Genomic DNA, 17,504 nt, shown 5'->3' with positions numbered 1-17,504 from the left:
CCGGTGCTTTCGGGCGGCTGGGACGCCGCGCGCTTCGCGGCGGCGCAGGGGATATGAGCCCGTGCGGACGGCGATAGCCCCGTCCGCACGCCACGACGCCATGCACGAGCGGGGCCGATGGCTGCACCCCACCATCGAAGTAACACCCCAGCCAAGCGGGAGTCCCGGCCACGGACGGTTCTTCGCCGGTGGGCTCAGAGGGTGGTGAAGTCAGTGGTGTGGTCGGTCGCCCAGGTGGTGAAGGGGCGGGCGGGGTGGCCGGTGAGGTGTTCGACGGTGTCGGTGAGGGTGACGGGTTCGCCGTCGTGGGATTCCCACCAGTCGAGGAGGGCGTCGGCGTAGACGGCGGGGATGTGGTCGGCCATCTCCTGCTTCCATTCCTCGCGGGTGACGTGATTGACCGTGACGGGTCGGCCGGTGACGGTGGCGAGTTGGTCGATCTGCTGGGCGAAGGTCATCGATTCGGGGCCGGTGAGGGTGTACCGGCCGCCGTGGTGGCGGGGATCGGTGAGGACGGCGTGGGCGGCTTCGGCGACGTCCTTCTCGTGGACGGGGTCGTTGTGGGCGCCGGGGAAGGGCAGGCTCACGGGCCGGCCGGCCTTGATGGGCCAGGCCCAGGCGCCGGCGTTGGAGGCGAATGAGCCCGGCCGCAGGATCGTCGTGGTGATCGGCGAGGCGAGCAGGGCGTTCTCGACGTCGAGGTGGGACCTGGCGAGCGGGTCGTCCTCGGGGTGGGGGCCCAGCACGCTGGAGGAGGACAGCAGCACGATGTGCGTCACTCCGGCCCGCTGGACGTGGTCGATGAAATCGGTGACGCGGTCGGGGCTGGCGTAGAGGAAGACGGCGGTGACGCCGGCCAGCGCGGCGGCGAAGGTGTCCGGGTCGGTGAGGTCGAGGCGGACGGCTTCGACGCTGCCGGGCGGGGTGAGGTCCTCGGGGCGGGCGGAGCCGATCCGGACGGGCAGGCCGTCGCGGTGGAGCAGGGCGGTCAGGTGGGCGGCGACCGCGCCGCGGCCTCCGGTGATCAGGATCATGACGTTCTTCCTTTAAACAGGACGAACACAATTCGTCGCGAACAGCGTTCGTTTCGACGGTAGGTAACGAACACTGTTCGTGTCAAACGGTGTTCGTTCCAGCGCTAGGCTTGCCCCATGAGCACGCAGCCCGTCAGCCGCCGCGCGCGGCCCGCCAAGGCCCCCCTCAGCCGCGACGTCATCGTGCGCACGGGGCTGGAGATCCTCGACCGGGACGGCCTGGACGCCCTGACCATGCGCCGCGTCGCCAAGGAACTCGACACCGGCCCCGCCTCGCTCTACGTCTACGTCGCCAACCGCGACGACCTCATGAACGCGATGCTCGACGAAGCCCTCGGGCAGGTCCGCCTGGCCTGGGAGGGCGCGTGGCGGGAACAGCTCCGGGCCCTGGCCACCGACGCCGTCGAGGCCATGAGCCGGCATGAGGGCCTGGCCGCCGTCGCCCTCGGCCAGATCCCCACCGGTGACAACGCCCTGCTCGTTCTCGACCGCGTGCTCGCCCTGCTCAAGCAGGGCGGCCTCGACGACACCACCGCCGCCTGGGCTGTCGACCTCCTCTGGCTCCACATCGCCGCGGCCGCCACCGAGCAGAGCGCCTACAACACCAAGGGAGCCGGCGAAGAGACCACCGTCTCCGCCGCCGACCGCCGCTACGCGGCCCTGCCCACCGACCGTTACCCGATGATCACGTCACTGCGTCAGGCCCTGTTCTCCCCCGGCGACCGTGACACCTGGGGGCTGAACGTCCTCATCAACGGCATCCTCCACACCCCCGCCCGCTGAACCCCGGCCGGTCAGGCGCAGCCACCCCCGGTCCTCAAACGGCCGACGGGCTGATTGCGTCCGCCCCGGGGAACAATCGCGGTAGCCGCCGTATCCCCGGGAAGGGGTGTGCCATGCCGCTCCGCAGTACCAGAACCCCCCACGACGCCGTGCATCATCCGGTCTTCGCCCAGGTCTGGGCGAAGCTGAGCCCCGTGCTGGACGACCGCGCCGGGATGGGTGAGCACCGGCGGGAGCTGCTGGCCGGGCTCTCGGGCCGGGTCATCGAGATCGGCGCCGGGAACGGGCTGAACTTCGCCCACTACCCCGCCACCGTGTCGGAGGTCGTGGCGATCGAGCCGGAGCGCCGGCTGCGCCGGCTGGCGGTGGACGCGGCCGTGCGGGCCGGGGTGCCCGTGGACGTGGTGCCGGGCGCCGCGGAGGCGCTGCCCGTCAAGAGCGAGGCGTTCGACGCGGCCGTGGTCTCCCTCGTGCTGTGCTCCGTCCGGGATGTGCGGCGCTCGCTGAGCGAGCTGCGGCGGGTCCTGAAGCCGGGCGGTGAGCTGCGGTTCTTCGAGCACGGCATCGCCCAGGGCCGGGTGCTCGCGCAGGTCCAGCGGGGGCTGGACCGGACGGTGTGGCCGCTGCTCTTCGGCGGCTGCCACACGGCCCGCGACCCGCTCGCCGCCCTGGACGGGGCGGGGTTCGAGCTCGGCGCGTACCGGCGGCTGCTGATGCCGCGCACCCGGGTGCCGATGCCCTCCGCGACCTGTGTGCTGGGGGTGGCGCGGCGGCCCGTCGAACCCACGAGGCGGTGAACGGAGGGACCCTCCGGTAAGTTGGTCGTCACACGACAACCGAGGGGGTTCCATGTCACGTCCGTTCCGTTTCGCGGTCAACATGCTGAACGGCGGTACGTCCGCCGAGTGGCGGGAGAAGTGCCGCCAGGCGGAGGCGCTCGGCTATGACGTCATCCTCGTGCCGGACCATCTCGGCATGCCCGCGCCCTTCCCCTCCCTGGTGGCGGCCGCCGAGGTCACGGAGCGGCCCGGAGTCGGCACGTTCGTGCTCAACGCCGGGTTCTGGAACCCCGCGCTGCTGGCCCGTGAGGTGGCCTCCACCGATCAGCTCACGGGCGGCCGCCTGGAGCTGGGGCTGGGCACCGGCTATGTGCGCGAGGAGCACGAGCGGGCCGGGCTGCCGTTCGGCTCGCCGCGCGAGCGGGTCGACCACCTGGAGCGCACGATCACCGAGCTCGGCCGGCTGCTCGCCGACCCGGAGCACCGGCCCGCGGCCGCCCAGTCGCCCCGGGTCCCGCTGCTGCTGGGCGGCAACGGCAATCGCGTGCTGCGGCTGACCGCCCGGCACGCGGACATCGCGGCCTTCACCGGCGCGACAGCGGACGCCGCCGGAAACCTCCGGCTGATCAGCCCGGACGCGCTGGCGGAGCGCGTCGCGGCCTACCAGGGTTTCGCGGCCGGCCGGGCCGAGCCCGCCGAGCTCAACTATCTGGTGCAGATCGTGGCGGACGGCTCCGACCGGCGCACCGAGGCCCGTAAGCTCCTCCCCCACGCCCCCGGCCTCACCGAGGACGACCTGCTGGCCCATCCCGCCGTCCTGACCGGCACGGCCCGGGACATGGCCGAGCAGCTGCGCGGCCACCGCGAGCGGTACGGGTTCACGTACTTCACCGTCCTGGAGCCCGCGCTGGAGACCTTCGCGCCGGTGATCGAGGAACTGCGAGGCTGATCACACCCGACCCGCTTTGCGGGTCCTTTACCATTGATGGTCACCATCGACAGCGATGGTGGCCATCGAACCGTTTCCCAGGGATCCGACCCTGTCATGAGTGAAAGGTGTGAGCGTCCGCCCATGGGCGAGCCCCCCAGTAGTCCCCGGAGCCGACATCGCGCGGTCCTTCCGCCCCTGCCCGATCATGGGACGGAGGTGAACCGATGACCGAAGTCCTCCTCCTGGTGGTGGCGCTGCTGCTGACGCTCGCGTGCGCCGTCTTCGTCGCGGCGGAGTTCTCCCTCACCACCGTCGAGCGCGCCGAGCTGGAGCGGGCGGCCGACAGCGGAGAGCGCGGCGCCGAGGGTGCCCTCAAGGCCGTCCGGAGCCTCACCTTCCAGCTGTCCGGAGCGCAGCTGGGCATCACGGTCACCGGCCTGATCATCGGCATGATCTCCAAGCCGTCCATCGCCGCGCTGCTCACCGGCCCGGTGGAGGCGCTCGGCCTGCCCGCCTCCGTGGCGTCCCAGACCGCTCTGGTCCTCGGCACGGTGATCTCCACCGTCGTGCTGATGGTCGTCGGCGAGCTGGTACCCAAGAACTGGGCGATCTCCCGGCCGCTGCCGGTCGCCAAGCGGGTCGCGGGCCCGCAGCGCGCGTTCAGCGCCGCCTTCCGCCCGCTGATCCGCCACCTCAACAACACCGCCAACCACGTCGTGCGCCGGCTGGGCCTGGAGCCCGCCGAGGAGCTCGCCACCGCGCGCGGGCCGCAGGAGCTGATCGCGCTGGCCCGGCACTCCGCCAAGGAGGGCGCGCTGGAGGCGGACACCGCCGAGCTGTTCGTCCGCACCCTGAACCTCGCCGACCTGACGGCGGAGAACGTGATGACCCCGCGCGTCCAGGTCATCGCGCTGGACGCCCGGGCCACCGTCGAGGACGTCGCCAACGCGACGCTCGCCACCGGCCTGTCCCGCTTCCCCGTCTACCGGGGCAGCCTCGACACGGTCGTCGGCACCGCCCACATCAAGGACGTCCTGGCCATACCGGCCGACGAGCGCCCGCGCCGCCCCGTCACCGCGATCCTGCGCGAGCCCGTGCTCGTCCCGGAGTCGCTGACCGTGGACCGGCTGCTGGACCGGCTCGCCGGCAAGCGCAGCATGGCCGTCGTCATCGACGAGTACGGCGGCACCGCCGGCGTCGCCACGCTGGAGGACATCATCGAGGAGGTCGTCGGCGAGGTGCGCGACGAGCACGACCCGCACGCGCTGCCCGACCTGGCCCCCGCGGGCCGGGACGCCGACGGCCGCAAGCTCTACGACGCCGACGGCGCGGCCCGCACCGACCAGCTGGAGCACATCGGGCTGCGCGCGCCGGAGGGCCCGTACGAGACCGTGGCCGGACTGATCGCCACCGAGCTCGGCCGGATCCCGGACGAGGGGGACACGATCGAGGTCGCGGGCTGGCGGATCCGGGTCACCGACGCCTCCGGGCGGCGGGCGGCCCGGGTGCTGCTGACGGCGCCCCCGCCGGAGCCGGAGGGCGGCGCGGCCGCCGAGGGGGGTGCGGACCGATGACGCTGGTCCAGCTGCTGATCGGGCTGGCGACGCTGGTCGCCAACGCCTTCTTCGTGGGCGCGGAGTTCGGCATGATCTCCGTGCGCCGCGGCCAGATCGAGCCCTACGCGGAGGCCGGCGACCGCCGGGCCCGCAGCGTCCTGTGGGGCCTGAAGCACATCTCGGCCCTGATGGCGGCGGCCCAGCTCGGCATCACGCTGTGCACGCTGGTCCTCGGTGTGGTCGCCGAGCCCGCCATCGCGCATCTGACGACGCCGCTGTTCGAGGCGGTGGGGATACCGGACGGGATGATCCATCCGCTGTCCTTCGTGATCGCGCTGGCCGTGGCCACCTATCTCCACATGCTCTTCGGCGAGATGGTGCCGAAGAACATCGCGCTCGCCGAGCCGGTGCGCACCGCGCTGCTGCTCGGCCCGCCGCTGGTGACGCTGGCGCGGGCCCTGCGGCCGTTCGTCTTCGCCATCAACCGGCTGGCGAACGCGGTGCTGAAGCTGCTGCGCGTCGAGCCGAAGGACGAGGTGACGGCCGTCTTCTCGGACGACCAGCTCGCCCGGATGGTCGCCGACTCCAGCGCCGCGGAGCTGCTGGACCGGCGGGCCACCGAGAGGCTGCGGAGCGCCCTGGAGCTGGGCAAGCGCCCGGTCCAGGACGTGGTGATGCCGCTGGAGCGCGTGGTCAGCACCCACTTCGGGGTGACCCCCGAGGAGCTGGAGCGGCTCTCCGCCACCTCCGGCTACTCGCGCTTCCCCGTGGTCGACGACGGGAGCCGCATCCTGGGCTATCTGCACGTCAAGGACGCGCTGGACGCCAAGCCGCGCGACATGCCCTTCCCGCTGCGGCGGATGCGCCCGATCGCCCGCGTCCGGGCGGACACCCCGCTGGACGACGTGATCACGGCCATGAGCGGCACCGGTGCCCACCTCGCGGCGGTCATCGGCGAGGACAACCGGCTGGCCGGGCTGGTGACGCTGGAGGACGTGCTGCGCGAGCTGGTCGGCGCCCGGCCGTGATCCCGGCGCCCGCTACGGGCGCCCGTGACCGGCGGTTCCGCATGGCGGGGCGATAGGATCGCCCCGCCATGCCGATGAATGCCGCGTACACCCACCCCGCGCCGTACACCAGCTTCGTCGCCGTCGGAGACTCCTTCACCGAAGGCATGTCCGACGGCCTGCCGGACGGTTCCTACCGCGGCTGGGCGGATCTTCTCGCCGCCCGGCTCGCGGCCCGCACCACCGGCTTCCGCTACGCGAACCTGGCGGTGCGCGGCAAGCTGATCGGCCAGATCGCCGACGAACAGGCCGGCCCGGCCGCCGCCATGGGCGCGGACCTGGTGACGCTGGTGGGCGGGCTCAACGACGTCCTGCGCCCCAAGTGCGACGTGGACCTCGTCTGCGCCCGCCTCGCCGAGGCGGCCGACAGGCTGGCCCCGAGCTGCCGGCAGCTGGTGCTGATGCGCAGCCCGGGGCGGCGGGGACCGGTGGCGGAGCGGTTCCGGCCGCGCATGGAGCACCTCTTCGGCTTCGTCGAGGACCTGGCCGAGCGGCACGGCGCCGTGGTCGTCGACCTCTTCGGCGCCGACGTCCTGGGCGACCCCCGGCTGTGGGCCGAGGACCGGCTGCACCTCAACGGGGAGGGGCACCGGCGGGTGGCCGAGGCGGTCTGGCAGGCGCTGGGCCACCCGGCGGAGTCCGACTGGCGGGCGCCCCTGCCCCCGGCCGTACGCCCCGGCTGGACCGCCCGCCGCGCGGCCGACGCGCGCTTCGCGCGGGAGCACCTGGCCCCGTGGATCGGCCGCCGGCTGACCGGCCGCTCCTCGGGCGACGGCCGGCCGCCCAAGCGCGCCGAGCTGCTGCCGTACGACGTCCCGGCCGCCTCGTCCCCGGGGCTCTCGTAGCAAGCCACAAACCGGGGCGGGGCGTCCGTCTGCGCGAACCGCCAGTAGACTTCGGTCACGTGACTGCAAAGCCCCGCATCCCCAACGTCCTCGCCGGCCGCTACGCCTCCCCCGAGCTGGCCGTGCTGTGGTCCCCCGAACACAAGGTGAAGCTGGAGCGCCGGCTGTGGCTGGCCGTGCTCCGCGCGCAGAAGGACCTGGGGATCGAGGTGCCGGACGCCGCCCTCGCCGACTACGAGCGGGTCCTCGACCAGGTCGACCTGGTCTCGATCGCCGAGCGCGAGAAGATCACGCGGCACGACGTGAAGGCCCGCATCGAGGAGTTCAACGCCCTCGCCGGCCATGAGCACGTCCACAAGGGCATGACCTCCCGCGACCTCACCGAGAACGTCGAGCAGCTCCAGATCCGGCTCTCCCTGGAGCTGGTCCGCGACCGCGTCGTGGCCGTCCTGGCCCGGATCGGCAAGCTGGCCGCCGACCACGCCGAGCTGGTCGTCGCGGGCCGCTCGCACAACGTCGCCGCGCAGGCCACCACGCTGGGCAAGCGCTTCGCGACCACCGCCGACGAGCTGCTGGTGGCCTTCGGCCGTACCGAGGAGCTCCTCGCCCGCTACCCGCTGCGCGGCGTCAAGGGCCCGGTCGGCACCGCCCAGGACATGCTCGACCTGCTCGGCGGCGACACGGAGAAGCTCGCGGAGCTGGAGCGCCGGACCGCCGAGCACCTCGGCTTCGCCCACGCCTTCACCTCCGTCGGCCAGGTCTACCCGCGCTCCCTCGACTACGACGTCGTCACCGCGCTGGTCCAGCTGGCCGCCGCGCCGTCCTCGCTCGCCAAGACGATCCGTCTGATGGCCGGCCACGAGCTGGTCACCGAGGGCTTCAAGCCCGGCCAGGTCGGCTCGTCCGCGATGCCGCACAAGATGAACACCCGCTCCTGCGAGCGCGTCAACGGCCTGATGGTGATCCTGCGCGGCTACGCCTCGATGACCGGCGAGCTGGCGGGCGACCAGTGGAACGAGGGCGACGTCTCCTGCTCCGTGGTACGCCGCGTGGCGCTGCCGGACGCGTTCTTCGCGCTCGACGGCCTGCTGGAGACCTTCCTGACCGTCCTCGACGAGTTCGGCGCCTTCCCGGCCGTCGTCGCCCGTGAGCTGGACCGCTACCTCCCCTTCCTCGCCACCACCAAGGTGCTGATGGGCGCGGTGCGGGCCGGTGTCGGCCGCGAGGTCGCGCACGAGGTCATCAAGGAGCACGCGGTGGCCTCCGCGCTGGCGATGCGCGAGCAGGGCGCCGAGCGCAACGAGCTGCTGGACAAGCTGGCCGCCGACGAGCGCATCCCGCTGGACCGCGCCGGGCTCGACGCGCTGATGGCCGACAAGCTGTCCTTCACGGGCGCGGCGGCCGACCAGGTCGCCACCGTGGTCTCCCGCATCGAGGAGATCGCCAAGCGGTACCCGGAGGCGGCCGCCTACGCGCCGGGGTCCATCCTCTGAGGATGACTCCCGAAGAGCTGGAGGCCGCCCGCGACCGTCTCGTCCCCGACGTGGTCGCGGACGGCCTCGACGTCCTGTTCTGCGGCATCAACCCCGGGCTGATGACCGCCGCCACGGGCCATCACTTCGCCCGACCCGGCAACCGCTTCTGGCCCGTCCTCCACGCCTCCGGCTTCACCCCCCGCCAGTTGGCGCCGGCGGAGCAGGGCGAGCTGCCCGGCTACGGGCTCGGGATCACCAATGTGGTGGCCCGGGCCTCCGCGCGGGCCGACGAGCTGACGGACGAGGAGTACCGGGAGGGCGGGCGCCTTCTCGTGGAGAAGGTCCTCCTGCTGCGGCCGAAATGGCTGGCGATAGCCGGAGTGACGGCCTATCGCGTCGCCTTCGGCGACAAGAAGGCGAGGATCGGGCCGCAGGAGCGGACGATCGGGGACACCCGGATCTGGGCGCTGCCTAACCCCAGCGGCCTCAACGCGCACTGGACGCTGCCGCGGATGGCCGAGGAGTACGGGCGGCTGCGCGCCGCCGTGGGCAACGGATAAGCCCTGGCGCTCGCTCCCTCGACTCCCACCGGCTACGATCCGTCGGCAAAGGGAGCGCAAAGCTAGGAGGCGGGCACGTGGGGCGGCTCACCGGCGGGGATCCGTCGCTGCTGCGGCGGATCAATTCGGCCGTGGTGCTGCACGCGCTGCGCGCCGCCGAGGCCCCCACGCTCACGGACCTGGTCAAGGTGACGGGCCTGTCCCGGCCGACCGTCGAAGGCGTGGTCGAGGGGCTGATCGACACCGGTCTGGTGGTGGAGGCGGCCGTCGACGAGGGCGCGACGCGCCGTCAGGGCCGGCCCGCCCGGCGGTTCCGCTTCCGGGTGGAGGCCGGGCATCTGCTGGGCATCGAGATCGGCCCGCACCGCGTCGCCGCGCTGATGGCCGACCTGGGCGGACGCGTCATGGGCTCCGCTCAGGTGGAGGTCTCCGCGACGGCGTCGGCCGACGAGCGCCTGGAGCGGGTGCGGGTGGCCGTCGCCGATCTCCTCAAGCGCGCGGGCGTGGCGTGCGGTTCGCTGCGCGCCGTGGGCGTGGCCACCCCCGGCATCGTGGAGGCGGACGGCACCGTACGGCTGGGCACGGCGCTGCCGGGCTGGACGGGGCTGCCGCTCGGGGAGCGGCTGCGCCGCTCGTTCCGCTGCCCGGTGCTGGTGGAGAACGACGCCAACGCGGCCGCCGTGGCCGAGCACTGGAAGGGCGCGGCCCGGGAGTCCGACGACGTCGTGTTCGTGCTGGCCGGGCTGAGCCCGGGCGCCGGCGCGCTGATCGGCGGGCGGCTGCACCGGGGCTTCGGGGGCGCGGCCGGGGAGATCGGCGCGCTGCATCTGCTGGGCCGTGAGGCCACCCCCGAGGAGGTCCTCTCCCCCACCGGGGAACCGCTGCATCCGCTGGACGAGGCCCAGGTGGCCGAGGTGTTCGCGCTCGCGGCGCGGGGGGACGAACGCGCCCGGGCCGCCGTGGAGCGGTATCTGCGCCGGCTCGTCCACGACGTGGCGGCGCTGGTGCTGGCGCTGGACCCGGAGCTGGTCGTGGTCGGCGGCTGGGCCGCCGGCCTGGACGGCGTCCTGGAGCCACTGCGCACCCAGCTGACCCGTTACTGTCTGCGGCCGCCGCTGGTGGCCCAGTCGCTGCTGGGCGAGGCGGCGGTGGCCACGGGGGCGCTGCGCCTGGCCCTCGACCACGTCGAGAAGCAGCTCTTCGCGGTCGAGAGCACGGTCACCGCCCGGCGGTGACCGGCGGCCGGACGGCCGGCGGCGCGTCAGCCCGCCAGGAGCTGCACGGCGGGGGCCGTGGCGTCCCCGAAGGTCAGCCGGCAGGTGTCGGCGCGGTACGTGGCCACGGCGACGGCGGCGGTGCGCCCGCCCGAGAAGTAGCGCGTGGTGACGACGAGGACGGGGGAACCGGGCAGCCGGTCGAGCTGCTTGGCGTCGTCGGCGCGGGCCGAGCCGAGCTCCACGGCCTGGTCCTGCCCCTCCAGCCGCAGCCGCTGGAGTTCGCGCAGCACGGCGTGGGCGCGGGCCGCGCCGGTGGGCGGCTCGTCCGTGGCGATGCCGGGCACGCTGACGGCGGGCACGTACAGCACCTCGGTGGCGACCGGCTGGCCGCGCGTCTTGCGGGTGCGGCGGACGGTGTGCAGCGATATGGCCGGATCCACGCCGAGGAGCCGGGCCACGGCGGCCGGCGGTTCCTGCTCGGTGCCGTCGACGGGCTGCCAGGCGTCACCCGGGGCACCGGGCCAGGAGTGCTCGGTGTCGGTGACCGCGACGCCCATCCGGGGCGGGGCGACGGTGGTGCCGACGCCGCGCCGGCGCTGCAGCCGGCCCTCCAGCTCCAACTGCTCCAGCGCCTGACGGAGCGTGGCCCGGGCGACGCCGAAACGGGCCGCGAGCTCACGCTCGTTGGGCAAGATCTCGCCCACCGCGAACTCGGAGTCGAGTGCGTCGCTGAGGACGGTTTTCAGGTGCCAGTACTTGGGCTCCGGCACCGATTCCAGCTGCGTGCTCCCCACCCTGACCCTCCGAAAGGCTTTTCGCGCGCTTATTTATTAAAGGTTGTTGCAGTATGCCTGCGACCATAGGGCGGTGGGCGTACTTGGTCAAGACCAATGGCGTCGCGAACCGGCCACTGTCAGTGCCGTCGGATACCGTCGGATACGGTTATTGATCACCAGTACGAGTCGGCCGAAATCGGCGGAACGGCAAGGGGGCGGACGATGCGGCAGGTCCCGGACCAGGTCACGGTGGTCACCGGAGCGAGCAGGGGCATCGGCGCCGCGGTCGCGCTGCGGCTGGCGCGCGCGGGCCACGCGGTGGCCATCGGTTACGAACGCTCGGCGGAGGCCGCGGAGAAGACGGCGGAGGCGGTGCGCGCGGAAGGCGTCCAGGCGGTCGCCCTGCGGGTCGACACCAGCTCCGAGAGCGATGTCGACGCCTTCTTCGAGACGGTGAAGGAGCGGCTGGGCGCGGTCACCGGCCTCGTCAACAACGCGGGGATCACAGGGCTGTTGGGCCGCTTCACGGAGACACCCGTGGAGCAGATGCGCCGCGTGGTCGACGTCAATGTCACCGGTGCGCTGATCTGCGCCCGGCGGGCGGCGCTGGAGATGTCGACGAGCCTCGGCGGGCGGGGCGGCGCCATCGTGAACATCTCCTCGGCCGCCGCCACCCTGGGCAGCCCGGGCGAGTACGTCCACTACGCGGCGAGCAAGGCCGCCGTGGACGCCATGACGATGGGTCTGTCCAAGGAGCTGGCCACCGAGGGCATACGGGTCAACTCCGTCCAGCCCGGCATGATCGTCACGGACATCCACGCCGCGATGGGCGACCCCGAGCGCCCCTGGCGCAAGGCCGGCGGGATACCGATGGGCCGCCCCGGGGAGCCGGAGGAGGTCGCCGGGGCCGTGGCGTGGCTGCTGTCGCCGGAGGCGTCGTACACCACGGGCGCGGTGCTGCGCGTGGCCGGCGGGCTGTAGCCGGCGGCCGGCCCGCTCCGATACCCCGGCCGGGGCGTCAGGGCAGTACCCCCGTCAGCTTGTCGGGGTTGCGCATGACGTGGATCTCCATGATGAGCCCGTCGGCCGTCTCGACGCTGACGACGCTGTCGGGCAGCCCCCGGGACAGCAGCAGCACCGCCGGGCCGCCGTTGACCTCGACGACGCGGACCTCCGCCTCGGGCAGCGGCCTGGCAGCGATGGCCAGCAGGAAACGGGCGACCTTGTCGGCGCTCTCCAGCACGCGCAGCGGGCCCTTGGCCTTGCCGCCACTGTCGCCCACGAGGCGGACGCCGGGGGCGAGGAGGGCGAGCATGTCCTCGACGCTACCGCCGGCGGCCGCCGCGAGGAACCGTTCGGTGAGTTCGCGGCGGCGCGCGGTGCCGGTGTCGAAGCGCGGTCTGCGCTCCGCCACATGGCGGCGGGCCCGCCCGGCGAGCTGCCGCACGGCGGCCTCCGACCGGTCGATGGCCTCGGCGATGTCCGCGTAGGGGAAGCCGAAGGCCTCGCGGAGGACGAAGACCGCGCGCTCCAGCGGGGAGAGCGATTCGAGGACGACGAGCAGGGCGAGGGAGACGGTGTCGGCGAGCACGGCCCGTTCGGCGGTGTCGGGGACGGTCGCGCCGAAGTCGGTGGCGACGGGCTCGGGGAGCCACGGCCCCACATAGGTCTCGCGCCGCGTCTGCGCCAGACGCAGCCGGTCGAGGGCGAGCCGGGTGGTGACGCGCACGAGATAGCCGCGGGGGTCGCGGACGTCCTCGCGGTCCGCCGCCGACCAGCGCAGCCACGCCTCCTGGACGACGTCCTCCGCGTCGGCGAACCGGCCGAGCATGCGGTAGGCCACCGCGCCCAGGGTGGCGCGGTGTTCCTCGAAGACGTCGAGCAGGTCATCCGTTGCGTTCACCTCCTCATCCCAGCGGAGGGACAGGTGATTGTCCACGTGAACCGGGTCTCACCGGCTGCCCGCCGCCGGAGCTCACGCCCACGCTCTACCCAGCGGTAACCGTTGCTGACATCCTGTCTAAGCGGCCTTGGCGAAGTCCGGTGCGGTTCGGTGGCGCCCCGAAGGGGCGCGGGGAACTGCGCGACCAGCCACGACGCACCAGCAGATGACGTACCGGACTTCCAGCGGAGCGCTTGGGTACGTCGCCCCACGGATGACGAGGAGCCGCCCATGGCCGAGAAGATCTCCTTTCCCGTCGACACGCCCTCCGGACCGCGCACGGCCACGGTGGTGTACGAACGCCTCGGCGGCGGGGAGCCCATGGTCCTGCTGCACGGGATCGGCCACCATCTCCAGGTCTGGGACCCGGTGCTGGGCCTGCTCGCCGCCGAGCGGGACGTCGTCGCCGTCGACCTGCCGGGCTTCGGGCTCTCGCCCGGGCTGCCCGGCGGGATCTCCTACGACCTCAAGGGCGTCATCCCCGTGCTCGGCGCGCTCTTCGAGGCCCTGGGCCTGGACCGGCCGCACGTCGTGGGCAACTCCCTCGGCGGCCTGATCGCCCTGGAGCTGGGGCACCGCAAGCTCGTACGGTCCGTCACGGCGCTCTCCCCCGCCGGGTTCTGGACCGAGGGCGAGCGCCGGTGGGCGTACGCGGTGCTGCGGTCCCTGCGGACGGGCGCGTCGCGGATGCCCGAGCCCACGGTGGCCCGGCTGGCCCGCTCGGCCGCGGGGCGCGCCGCGCTGACCGGCTCCATCTACGCCCGGCCGGGCCGCCGTTCGCCCGACGCGGTGGTCGCCGAGTCACGGGCGATGCGCGAGGCGACGGGGTTCGAGGCCACCCTCGCCGCCGGGCGCTCGCTGCTCTACACCCACGACGTGCCGGACCTGCCGGTCACCATCGCCTGGGGCACCGGTGACCGGGTGCTCCCGCGGCGCCAGGGGGTGCGGGCGAAGAAGGTGATCCCCGGGGCCCGGCTGGTCCGTCTCCCCGGCTGTGGTCATGTGCCGATGAACGACGACCCCGCGCTCGTCGCCCGTGTCGCACTGGACACCTCGCGCTGAGCGCTGTTCACGGGGTGTTCGACTGCCGGGCACATGGCCCCGGTAGGAACGGGACGACCGGTGGAGGACGAGCCGGCCGGGCCGTGAGGGCCCGGCCGGGCACAGGAGGTTTCGGTTGATGGGGAAGGCGTACGGGCCCGGGGTCGGCCGGCGGTCGGTGCTGCGGGGCTCTCTGGCCGCCGCCGGGGCGGCCGCGCTGCCACCGCTCGCGGCGGCGCCCGCACGGGCGTTGTCCGCGCCCGCGCAGCTGCTGTCGGGGCGGCCGAGCGCCGACTGGGGTGTGCAGGCCGGTGATGTGACGGCCTCGTCGGGGCTGGTGTGGGCGCGCTCGGACCGCCCGGCCCGGATGATCGTGGAGACCTCGGCGACCGAGTCGTTCCGTGATGTCCACCGCTGGACCGGGCCGGTGGTCGGCCCCGGCACGGACTTCACCGGCCGGACGGCCCTGCGCGGCCTGCCCGCCGGGGAGCGCGTCCACTACCGGGTGGTCCTCGCCGACCCGGACGACCCCCGGCGCACGAGCCGCCCGGTGTACGGCTCGTTCCGCACCGTCTCCGCGCGCCGCGAGGACGTCCGGTTCGTATGGTCGGGCGACCTCGCGGGGCAGGGCTGGGGCATCAACCCCGACCGGGGCGGCTACCGGATCTTCGAGCACATGCGCCGGCTGGACCCGGACTTCTTCCTGTGCAGCGGCGACAACATCTACGCCGACAACCCCATCCCCGCGACCGTGGCCCTGCCCGGCGGCGGCACCTGGCGGAACATCACCACGGAGGAGAAGTCGAAGGTCGCCGAGACCCTGGCGGAGTTCCGGGGCGCCTTCCGCTACAACCTGCTCGACGAGAACCTCCGTCGCTTCAACGCCCAGGTGCCCACCGTCGTGCAGTGGGACGACCACGAGGTGCACAACAACTGGTACCCCGGCCAGCTCCTGGACGACGCGCGCTACACGGAGAAGCGGGCCGACGTCCTCTCCGCGCGCTCGCTGAAGGCGTTCTCCGAGTACTTCCCGATCTCCACCCTCACCCCCGACGCCGACGGGCGCGTCCACCGGGTGCTGCGCCACGGCCCGCTGCTGGACGTCTTCGTCCTGGACATGCGCACCTACCGCAACGCCAACTCGCCGAACCGGTGGCCCGACGACACCCAGGGCATCCTGGGCGAGCGCCAGCTGCGCTGGCTCAAGCGGGAGCTGTCGCGCTCCCGCGCGGTGTGGAAGGTGATCGCCTCCGACATGCCGCTGGGGCTGGTGGTCACGGACGGCCCGGTGAACTTCGAGGCGGTCGCGCAGGGCGACCCGGGCGCGCCGCTGGGCCGTGAGCTCCAGATCGCCGAGCTGCTGCGGCACATCAAGCACCGGCGGATCACGGGCACGGTCTGGTTGACGGCGGACGTCCACTACACCTCGGCGCAGCACTACGCCCCGGAGCGGGCGGCGTTCAAGGACTTCGCGCCGTTCTGGGAGTTCGTCTCGGGCCCGCTGAACGCGGGCGGCTTCCCGACGGTGAAACTGGACGGCACCTTCGGGCCGGAGCAGCCCTTCGTCAAGGCGCCCGCGACGGCGAACGTCCCGCCCGGGCAGGACAGCCAGTTCTTCGGCGAGGTGGCCATCGACGGGGGCAGCGGCGAGCTGACCGTGCGGCTGCGGAGCGAGACCGGCGGGGTGCTGTTCACCAAGGTGCTCCAACCGGGGCGCGTCGGACAGTGACGCCCTCGCGGCGCGGTGGGATGGTGGCGGTCTCACCCCGTCGCGAGGAAGGTGCGGTGCCGTGGCCGAACAGGTGGATGTCGTCGTCATCGGGATGGGCCCCGGCGGCGAGCACGTCGCGGGCGGTCTGGCGGAGGCCGGGCTGGACGTGGTGGGCGTCGAGGCCGAGCTGGTCGGCGGCGAGTGCCCGTACTGGGCCTGTGTACCCAGCAAGATGATGATCCGCGCCGGGAATCTGCTGGCCGAGGGCCGCCGGATCCCCGGTATGGCGGGCTCGGCTCGGGTCGACGCGGACTGGGCCCCGCTCGCCGCCCGGATCCGGGACGACGCCACCGACGACTGGGACGACCGGGTCGCCGCCGACCGGTTCACCGGGAAGGGCGGCCGGCTGGTGCGCGGGCGGGGGCGGCTCGCCGGGCCGGGGAAGGTCGCGGTCGGCGACGAGGTCTTCGGGGCCCGGCGCGGGATCGTCGTCGCCACGGGCAGCAAGCCGCAGCTCCCGCCGGTGCCGGGCCTCGACTCCGTGCCGTACTGGACCAACCGGGACGCGATCGCCGCGAAGGAGCCGCCGCGGTCGCTGCTGGTGCTGGGCGGCGGGGCGATCGGTGTGGAGCTCTCCCAGGTCTACGCCCGTTTCGGTACGCGCGTCACCGTCGTCGAGGCGATGGACCACCTGATCCCCGCCGAGGAGCCGGAGGCGGGCGAGCTGCTGGCCGGGGTGCTGCGCGCCGAGGGGCTGACGCTGCGGACGGACACCCGGGCGGCGCGGGTGCGGCACGACGGCGACGCGTTCGTACTGGAGCTGGCGGACGGCTCGGAACTGACGGGTGATCAGCTGCTGGTGGCCACCGGCCGCCGCGCGGACCTCTCCGGTCTCGGGCTGGACACCGTCGGCCTCGACCCGCAGGGCAGGGCGCTGCCGACGGACGGCCGGATGCGGGTGGCGCCGGGGCTGTGGGCACTGGGCGATGTGACCGGGCACGGGGCCTTCACCCATGTGGCGATGTACGAGGCGGACATCGTGCTCCGCGACATCCTCGGCCGAGGCGGCCCGGACGCCGACTATCGCGCCCTGCCCCGGGTGACCTTCACCGACCCGGAGGTCGGCGCGGTGGGCCTGACCGAGCGGCAGGCCCGCGACAAGGGGCTACGGGTGCGCACGGGGTGCTCGAAGGTGCCGGACTCGACGCGCGGCTGGATCCACAAGGCGGGCAACGAGGGCCTGGTCAAACTGGTCGAGGACGCCGACCGGGGGGTGCTGGTCGGCGCGACGGCGATGGGGCCCATGGGCGGCGAGGTGATGTACGGCCTGGCGGTGGCGGTCCAGGCGGAGGTGCCCGTGGCCACGCTCCGGCACATGATCTACGCCTATCCCACCTTCCACCGGGGAGTGGAGGACGCGCTGCGTGACCTTGGCGCGTAAACATCAGGAAAATTAACCCAGCGGGCACAGAAGCGAACAGAAGCGTCCTTTACTCATCGGACACAGGGCGTTCGTGATCACGCAACACCGCTCCGCCAGGGTGGCGGCATGACCGACGAGACCATCGCGAAGAGCTCCCACCGGCACCACTGGCGCCGGGACCTGGTGGAACTGGCCGCCCTGTTCAGCGCGGTCGCCATCGCCGACTCGGTCGCCGACACCGTCGTCCACGGCCCCGACGGCCCCGTCCTGCTGGGCGCCTCCGCCGCGGCGCTGCTGGCCACGGCCGCCTTCCACACCTGGTGGTCACGGCGCCGCGACCACGCGCCCCCGGCGGACCCGCCCC

At 73.3% G+C, this 17,504-nt stretch carries 16 protein-coding genes and 1 pseudogene; 14 read left to right on the top strand and 3 right to left on the bottom strand.

All coding sequences use genetic code 11. From position 1 onward, the window contains the following. Positions 1 to 194: 194 nt before the first annotated feature. A complete protein-coding gene (locus K6I33_RS16775; RefSeq protein ID WP_229352804.1) occupies positions 195 to 1,034 on the bottom strand; it encodes an SDR family oxidoreductase in 840 nt (279 codons plus the stop codon). A gap of 117 nt (positions 1,035 to 1,151) precedes the next feature. On the opposite strand from K6I33_RS16775, the gene K6I33_RS16770 reads away from it, so the two are divergent. The 9 genes from K6I33_RS16770 (at position 1,152) to K6I33_RS16730 (ending at position 10,265) form a co-directional block, all read left to right on the top strand. After that, positions 1,152 to 1,817 carry a TetR/AcrR family transcriptional regulator gene (locus K6I33_RS16770; protein WP_229352802.1) on the top strand — a complete coding sequence of 222 codons (666 nt, stop codon included), beginning with the start codon at positions 1,152 to 1,154 and terminating at the stop codon, positions 1,815 to 1,817. A gap of 113 nt (positions 1,818 to 1,930) precedes the next feature. Further along, positions 1,931 to 2,614, top strand: coding sequence for a class I SAM-dependent methyltransferase (locus K6I33_RS16765; protein WP_229352799.1), 684 nt, complete (start codon positions 1,931 to 1,933; stop codon positions 2,612 to 2,614). A gap of 52 nt (positions 2,615 to 2,666) precedes the next feature. Beyond that, a complete protein-coding gene (locus K6I33_RS16760) occupies positions 2,667 to 3,545 on the top strand; it encodes an LLM class F420-dependent oxidoreductase (protein WP_229352794.1) in 879 nt (292 codons plus the stop codon). Positions 3,546 to 3,751: 206 nt separating this feature from the next. After that, positions 3,752 to 5,101, top strand: coding sequence for a hemolysin family protein (locus K6I33_RS16755; RefSeq protein ID WP_229352790.1), 1,350 nt, complete (start codon positions 3,752 to 3,754; stop codon positions 5,099 to 5,101). Continuing rightward, entirely contained in the window at positions 5,098 to 6,111 is a 1,014-nt protein-coding gene (locus tag K6I33_RS16750; protein ID WP_229352788.1) for a hemolysin family protein, read from the top strand. Before K6I33_RS16755 ends, K6I33_RS16750 begins: the two co-directional genes overlap by 4 nt. Before the next feature lie 68 nt (positions 6,112 to 6,179). Next, positions 6,180 to 6,995, top strand: coding sequence for an SGNH/GDSL hydrolase family protein (locus K6I33_RS16745; protein WP_229352785.1), 816 nt, complete (start codon positions 6,180 to 6,182; stop codon positions 6,993 to 6,995). Positions 6,996 to 7,054: 59 nt separating this feature from the next. Beyond that, positions 7,055 to 8,488 (top strand): adenylosuccinate lyase, encoded by a 1,434-nt coding sequence (purB, locus tag K6I33_RS16740; protein WP_229352784.1) that lies wholly within the window; start codon positions 7,055 to 7,057, stop codon positions 8,486 to 8,488. Positions 8,489 to 8,490: 2 nt separating this feature from the next. Further along, positions 8,491 to 9,030 carry a G/U mismatch-specific DNA glycosylase gene (gene mug / locus K6I33_RS16735; protein ID WP_229352766.1) on the top strand — a complete coding sequence of 180 codons (540 nt, stop codon included), beginning with the start codon at positions 8,491 to 8,493 and terminating at the stop codon, positions 9,028 to 9,030. A gap of 77 nt (positions 9,031 to 9,107) precedes the next feature. After that, positions 9,108 to 10,265, top strand: a complete 1,158-nt coding sequence (locus K6I33_RS16730; RefSeq protein ID WP_229352762.1) for an ROK family transcriptional regulator — start codon at positions 9,108 to 9,110, stop codon at positions 10,263 to 10,265. Positions 10,266 to 10,291: 26 nt separating this feature from the next. Here the strand turns inward: K6I33_RS16730 and K6I33_RS16725 are convergent, their stop codons facing one another. After that, the gene (locus K6I33_RS16725; RefSeq protein WP_229352760.1) at positions 10,292 to 11,041 is read right to left on the bottom strand and encodes a GntR family transcriptional regulator; all 750 of its coding nucleotides are present in this window, start codon (positions 11,039 to 11,041) and stop codon (positions 10,292 to 10,294) included. Positions 11,042 to 11,245: 204 nt separating this feature from the next. On the opposite strand from K6I33_RS16725, the gene K6I33_RS16720 reads away from it, so the two are divergent. After that, positions 11,246 to 12,004 (top strand): SDR family oxidoreductase, encoded by a 759-nt coding sequence (locus K6I33_RS16720; RefSeq protein ID WP_229352758.1) that lies wholly within the window; start codon positions 11,246 to 11,248, stop codon positions 12,002 to 12,004. A gap of 37 nt (positions 12,005 to 12,041) precedes the next feature. Here K6I33_RS16720 and K6I33_RS16715 read toward each other — a convergent pair whose 3' ends face one another. After that, positions 12,042 to 12,926, bottom strand: coding sequence for an RNA polymerase sigma-70 factor (locus K6I33_RS16715; protein WP_308297196.1), 885 nt, complete (start codon positions 12,924 to 12,926; stop codon positions 12,042 to 12,044). Positions 12,927 to 13,196: 270 nt separating this feature from the next. Between K6I33_RS16715 and K6I33_RS16710 the strand changes: the two genes are divergently transcribed. The 4 genes and pseudogenes from K6I33_RS16710 to K6I33_RS16695 all read left to right on the top strand — a co-directional run. After that, positions 13,197 to 14,027, top strand: coding sequence for an alpha/beta fold hydrolase (locus tag K6I33_RS16710; protein WP_229352755.1), 831 nt, complete (start codon positions 13,197 to 13,199; stop codon positions 14,025 to 14,027). A 118-nt stretch (positions 14,028 to 14,145) separates the two neighbouring features. After that, entirely contained in the window at positions 14,146 to 15,735 is a 1,590-nt protein-coding gene (locus K6I33_RS16705) for an alkaline phosphatase (protein WP_229352750.1), read from the top strand. A gap of 61 nt (positions 15,736 to 15,796) precedes the next feature. After that, a complete protein-coding gene (locus tag K6I33_RS16700) occupies positions 15,797 to 17,158 on the top strand; it encodes an NAD(P)/FAD-dependent oxidoreductase (RefSeq protein WP_229352747.1) in 1,362 nt (453 codons plus the stop codon). Between the two features lie 108 nt (positions 17,159 to 17,266). Next, positions 17,267 to 17,504, top strand: a pseudogene (locus K6I33_RS16695) (GNAT family N-acetyltransferase); the annotation flags it as partial.

This window comes from Streptomyces sp. UNOB3_S3, assembly GCF_020740895.1.
Taxonomy (GTDB): domain Bacteria; phylum Actinomycetota; class Actinomycetes; order Streptomycetales; family Streptomycetaceae; genus Streptomyces.
This window is presented reverse-complemented; position numbering and strand designations above follow the sequence as displayed.

Bases quoted from the DNA above. Each gene is read 5' to 3' on its own strand.
- mug (WP_229352766.1), top strand. From the start codon at position 8,491: ATGACTCCCGAAGAGCTGGAGGCCGCCCGCGACCGTCTCGTCCCCGAC.
- K6I33_RS16750 (WP_229352788.1), top strand. From the start codon at position 5,098: ATGACGCTGGTCCAGCTGCTGATCGGGCTGGCGACGCTGGTCGCCAAC.
- K6I33_RS16705 (WP_229352750.1), top strand. From the start codon at position 14,146: ATGGGGAAGGCGTACGGGCCCGGGGTCGGCCGGCGGTCGGTGCTGCGG.
- K6I33_RS16770 (WP_229352802.1), top strand. From the start codon at position 1,152: ATGAGCACGCAGCCCGTCAGCCGCCGCGCGCGGCCCGCCAAGGCCCCC.
- K6I33_RS16745 (WP_229352785.1), top strand. From the start codon at position 6,180: ATGCCGATGAATGCCGCGTACACCCACCCCGCGCCGTACACCAGCTTC.
- K6I33_RS16755 (WP_229352790.1), top strand. From the start codon at position 3,752: ATGACCGAAGTCCTCCTCCTGGTGGTGGCGCTGCTGCTGACGCTCGCG.
- K6I33_RS16760 (WP_229352794.1), top strand. From the start codon at position 2,667: ATGTCACGTCCGTTCCGTTTCGCGGTCAACATGCTGAACGGCGGTACG.
- K6I33_RS16720 (WP_229352758.1), top strand. From the start codon at position 11,246: ATGCGGCAGGTCCCGGACCAGGTCACGGTGGTCACCGGAGCGAGCAGG.
- K6I33_RS16775 (WP_229352804.1), bottom strand. From the start codon at position 1,034: ATGATCCTGATCACCGGAGGCCGCGGCGCGGTCGCCGCCCACCTGACC.
- K6I33_RS16710 (WP_229352755.1), top strand. From the start codon at position 13,197: ATGGCCGAGAAGATCTCCTTTCCCGTCGACACGCCCTCCGGACCGCGC.
- K6I33_RS16765 (WP_229352799.1), top strand. From the start codon at position 1,931: ATGCCGCTCCGCAGTACCAGAACCCCCCACGACGCCGTGCATCATCCG.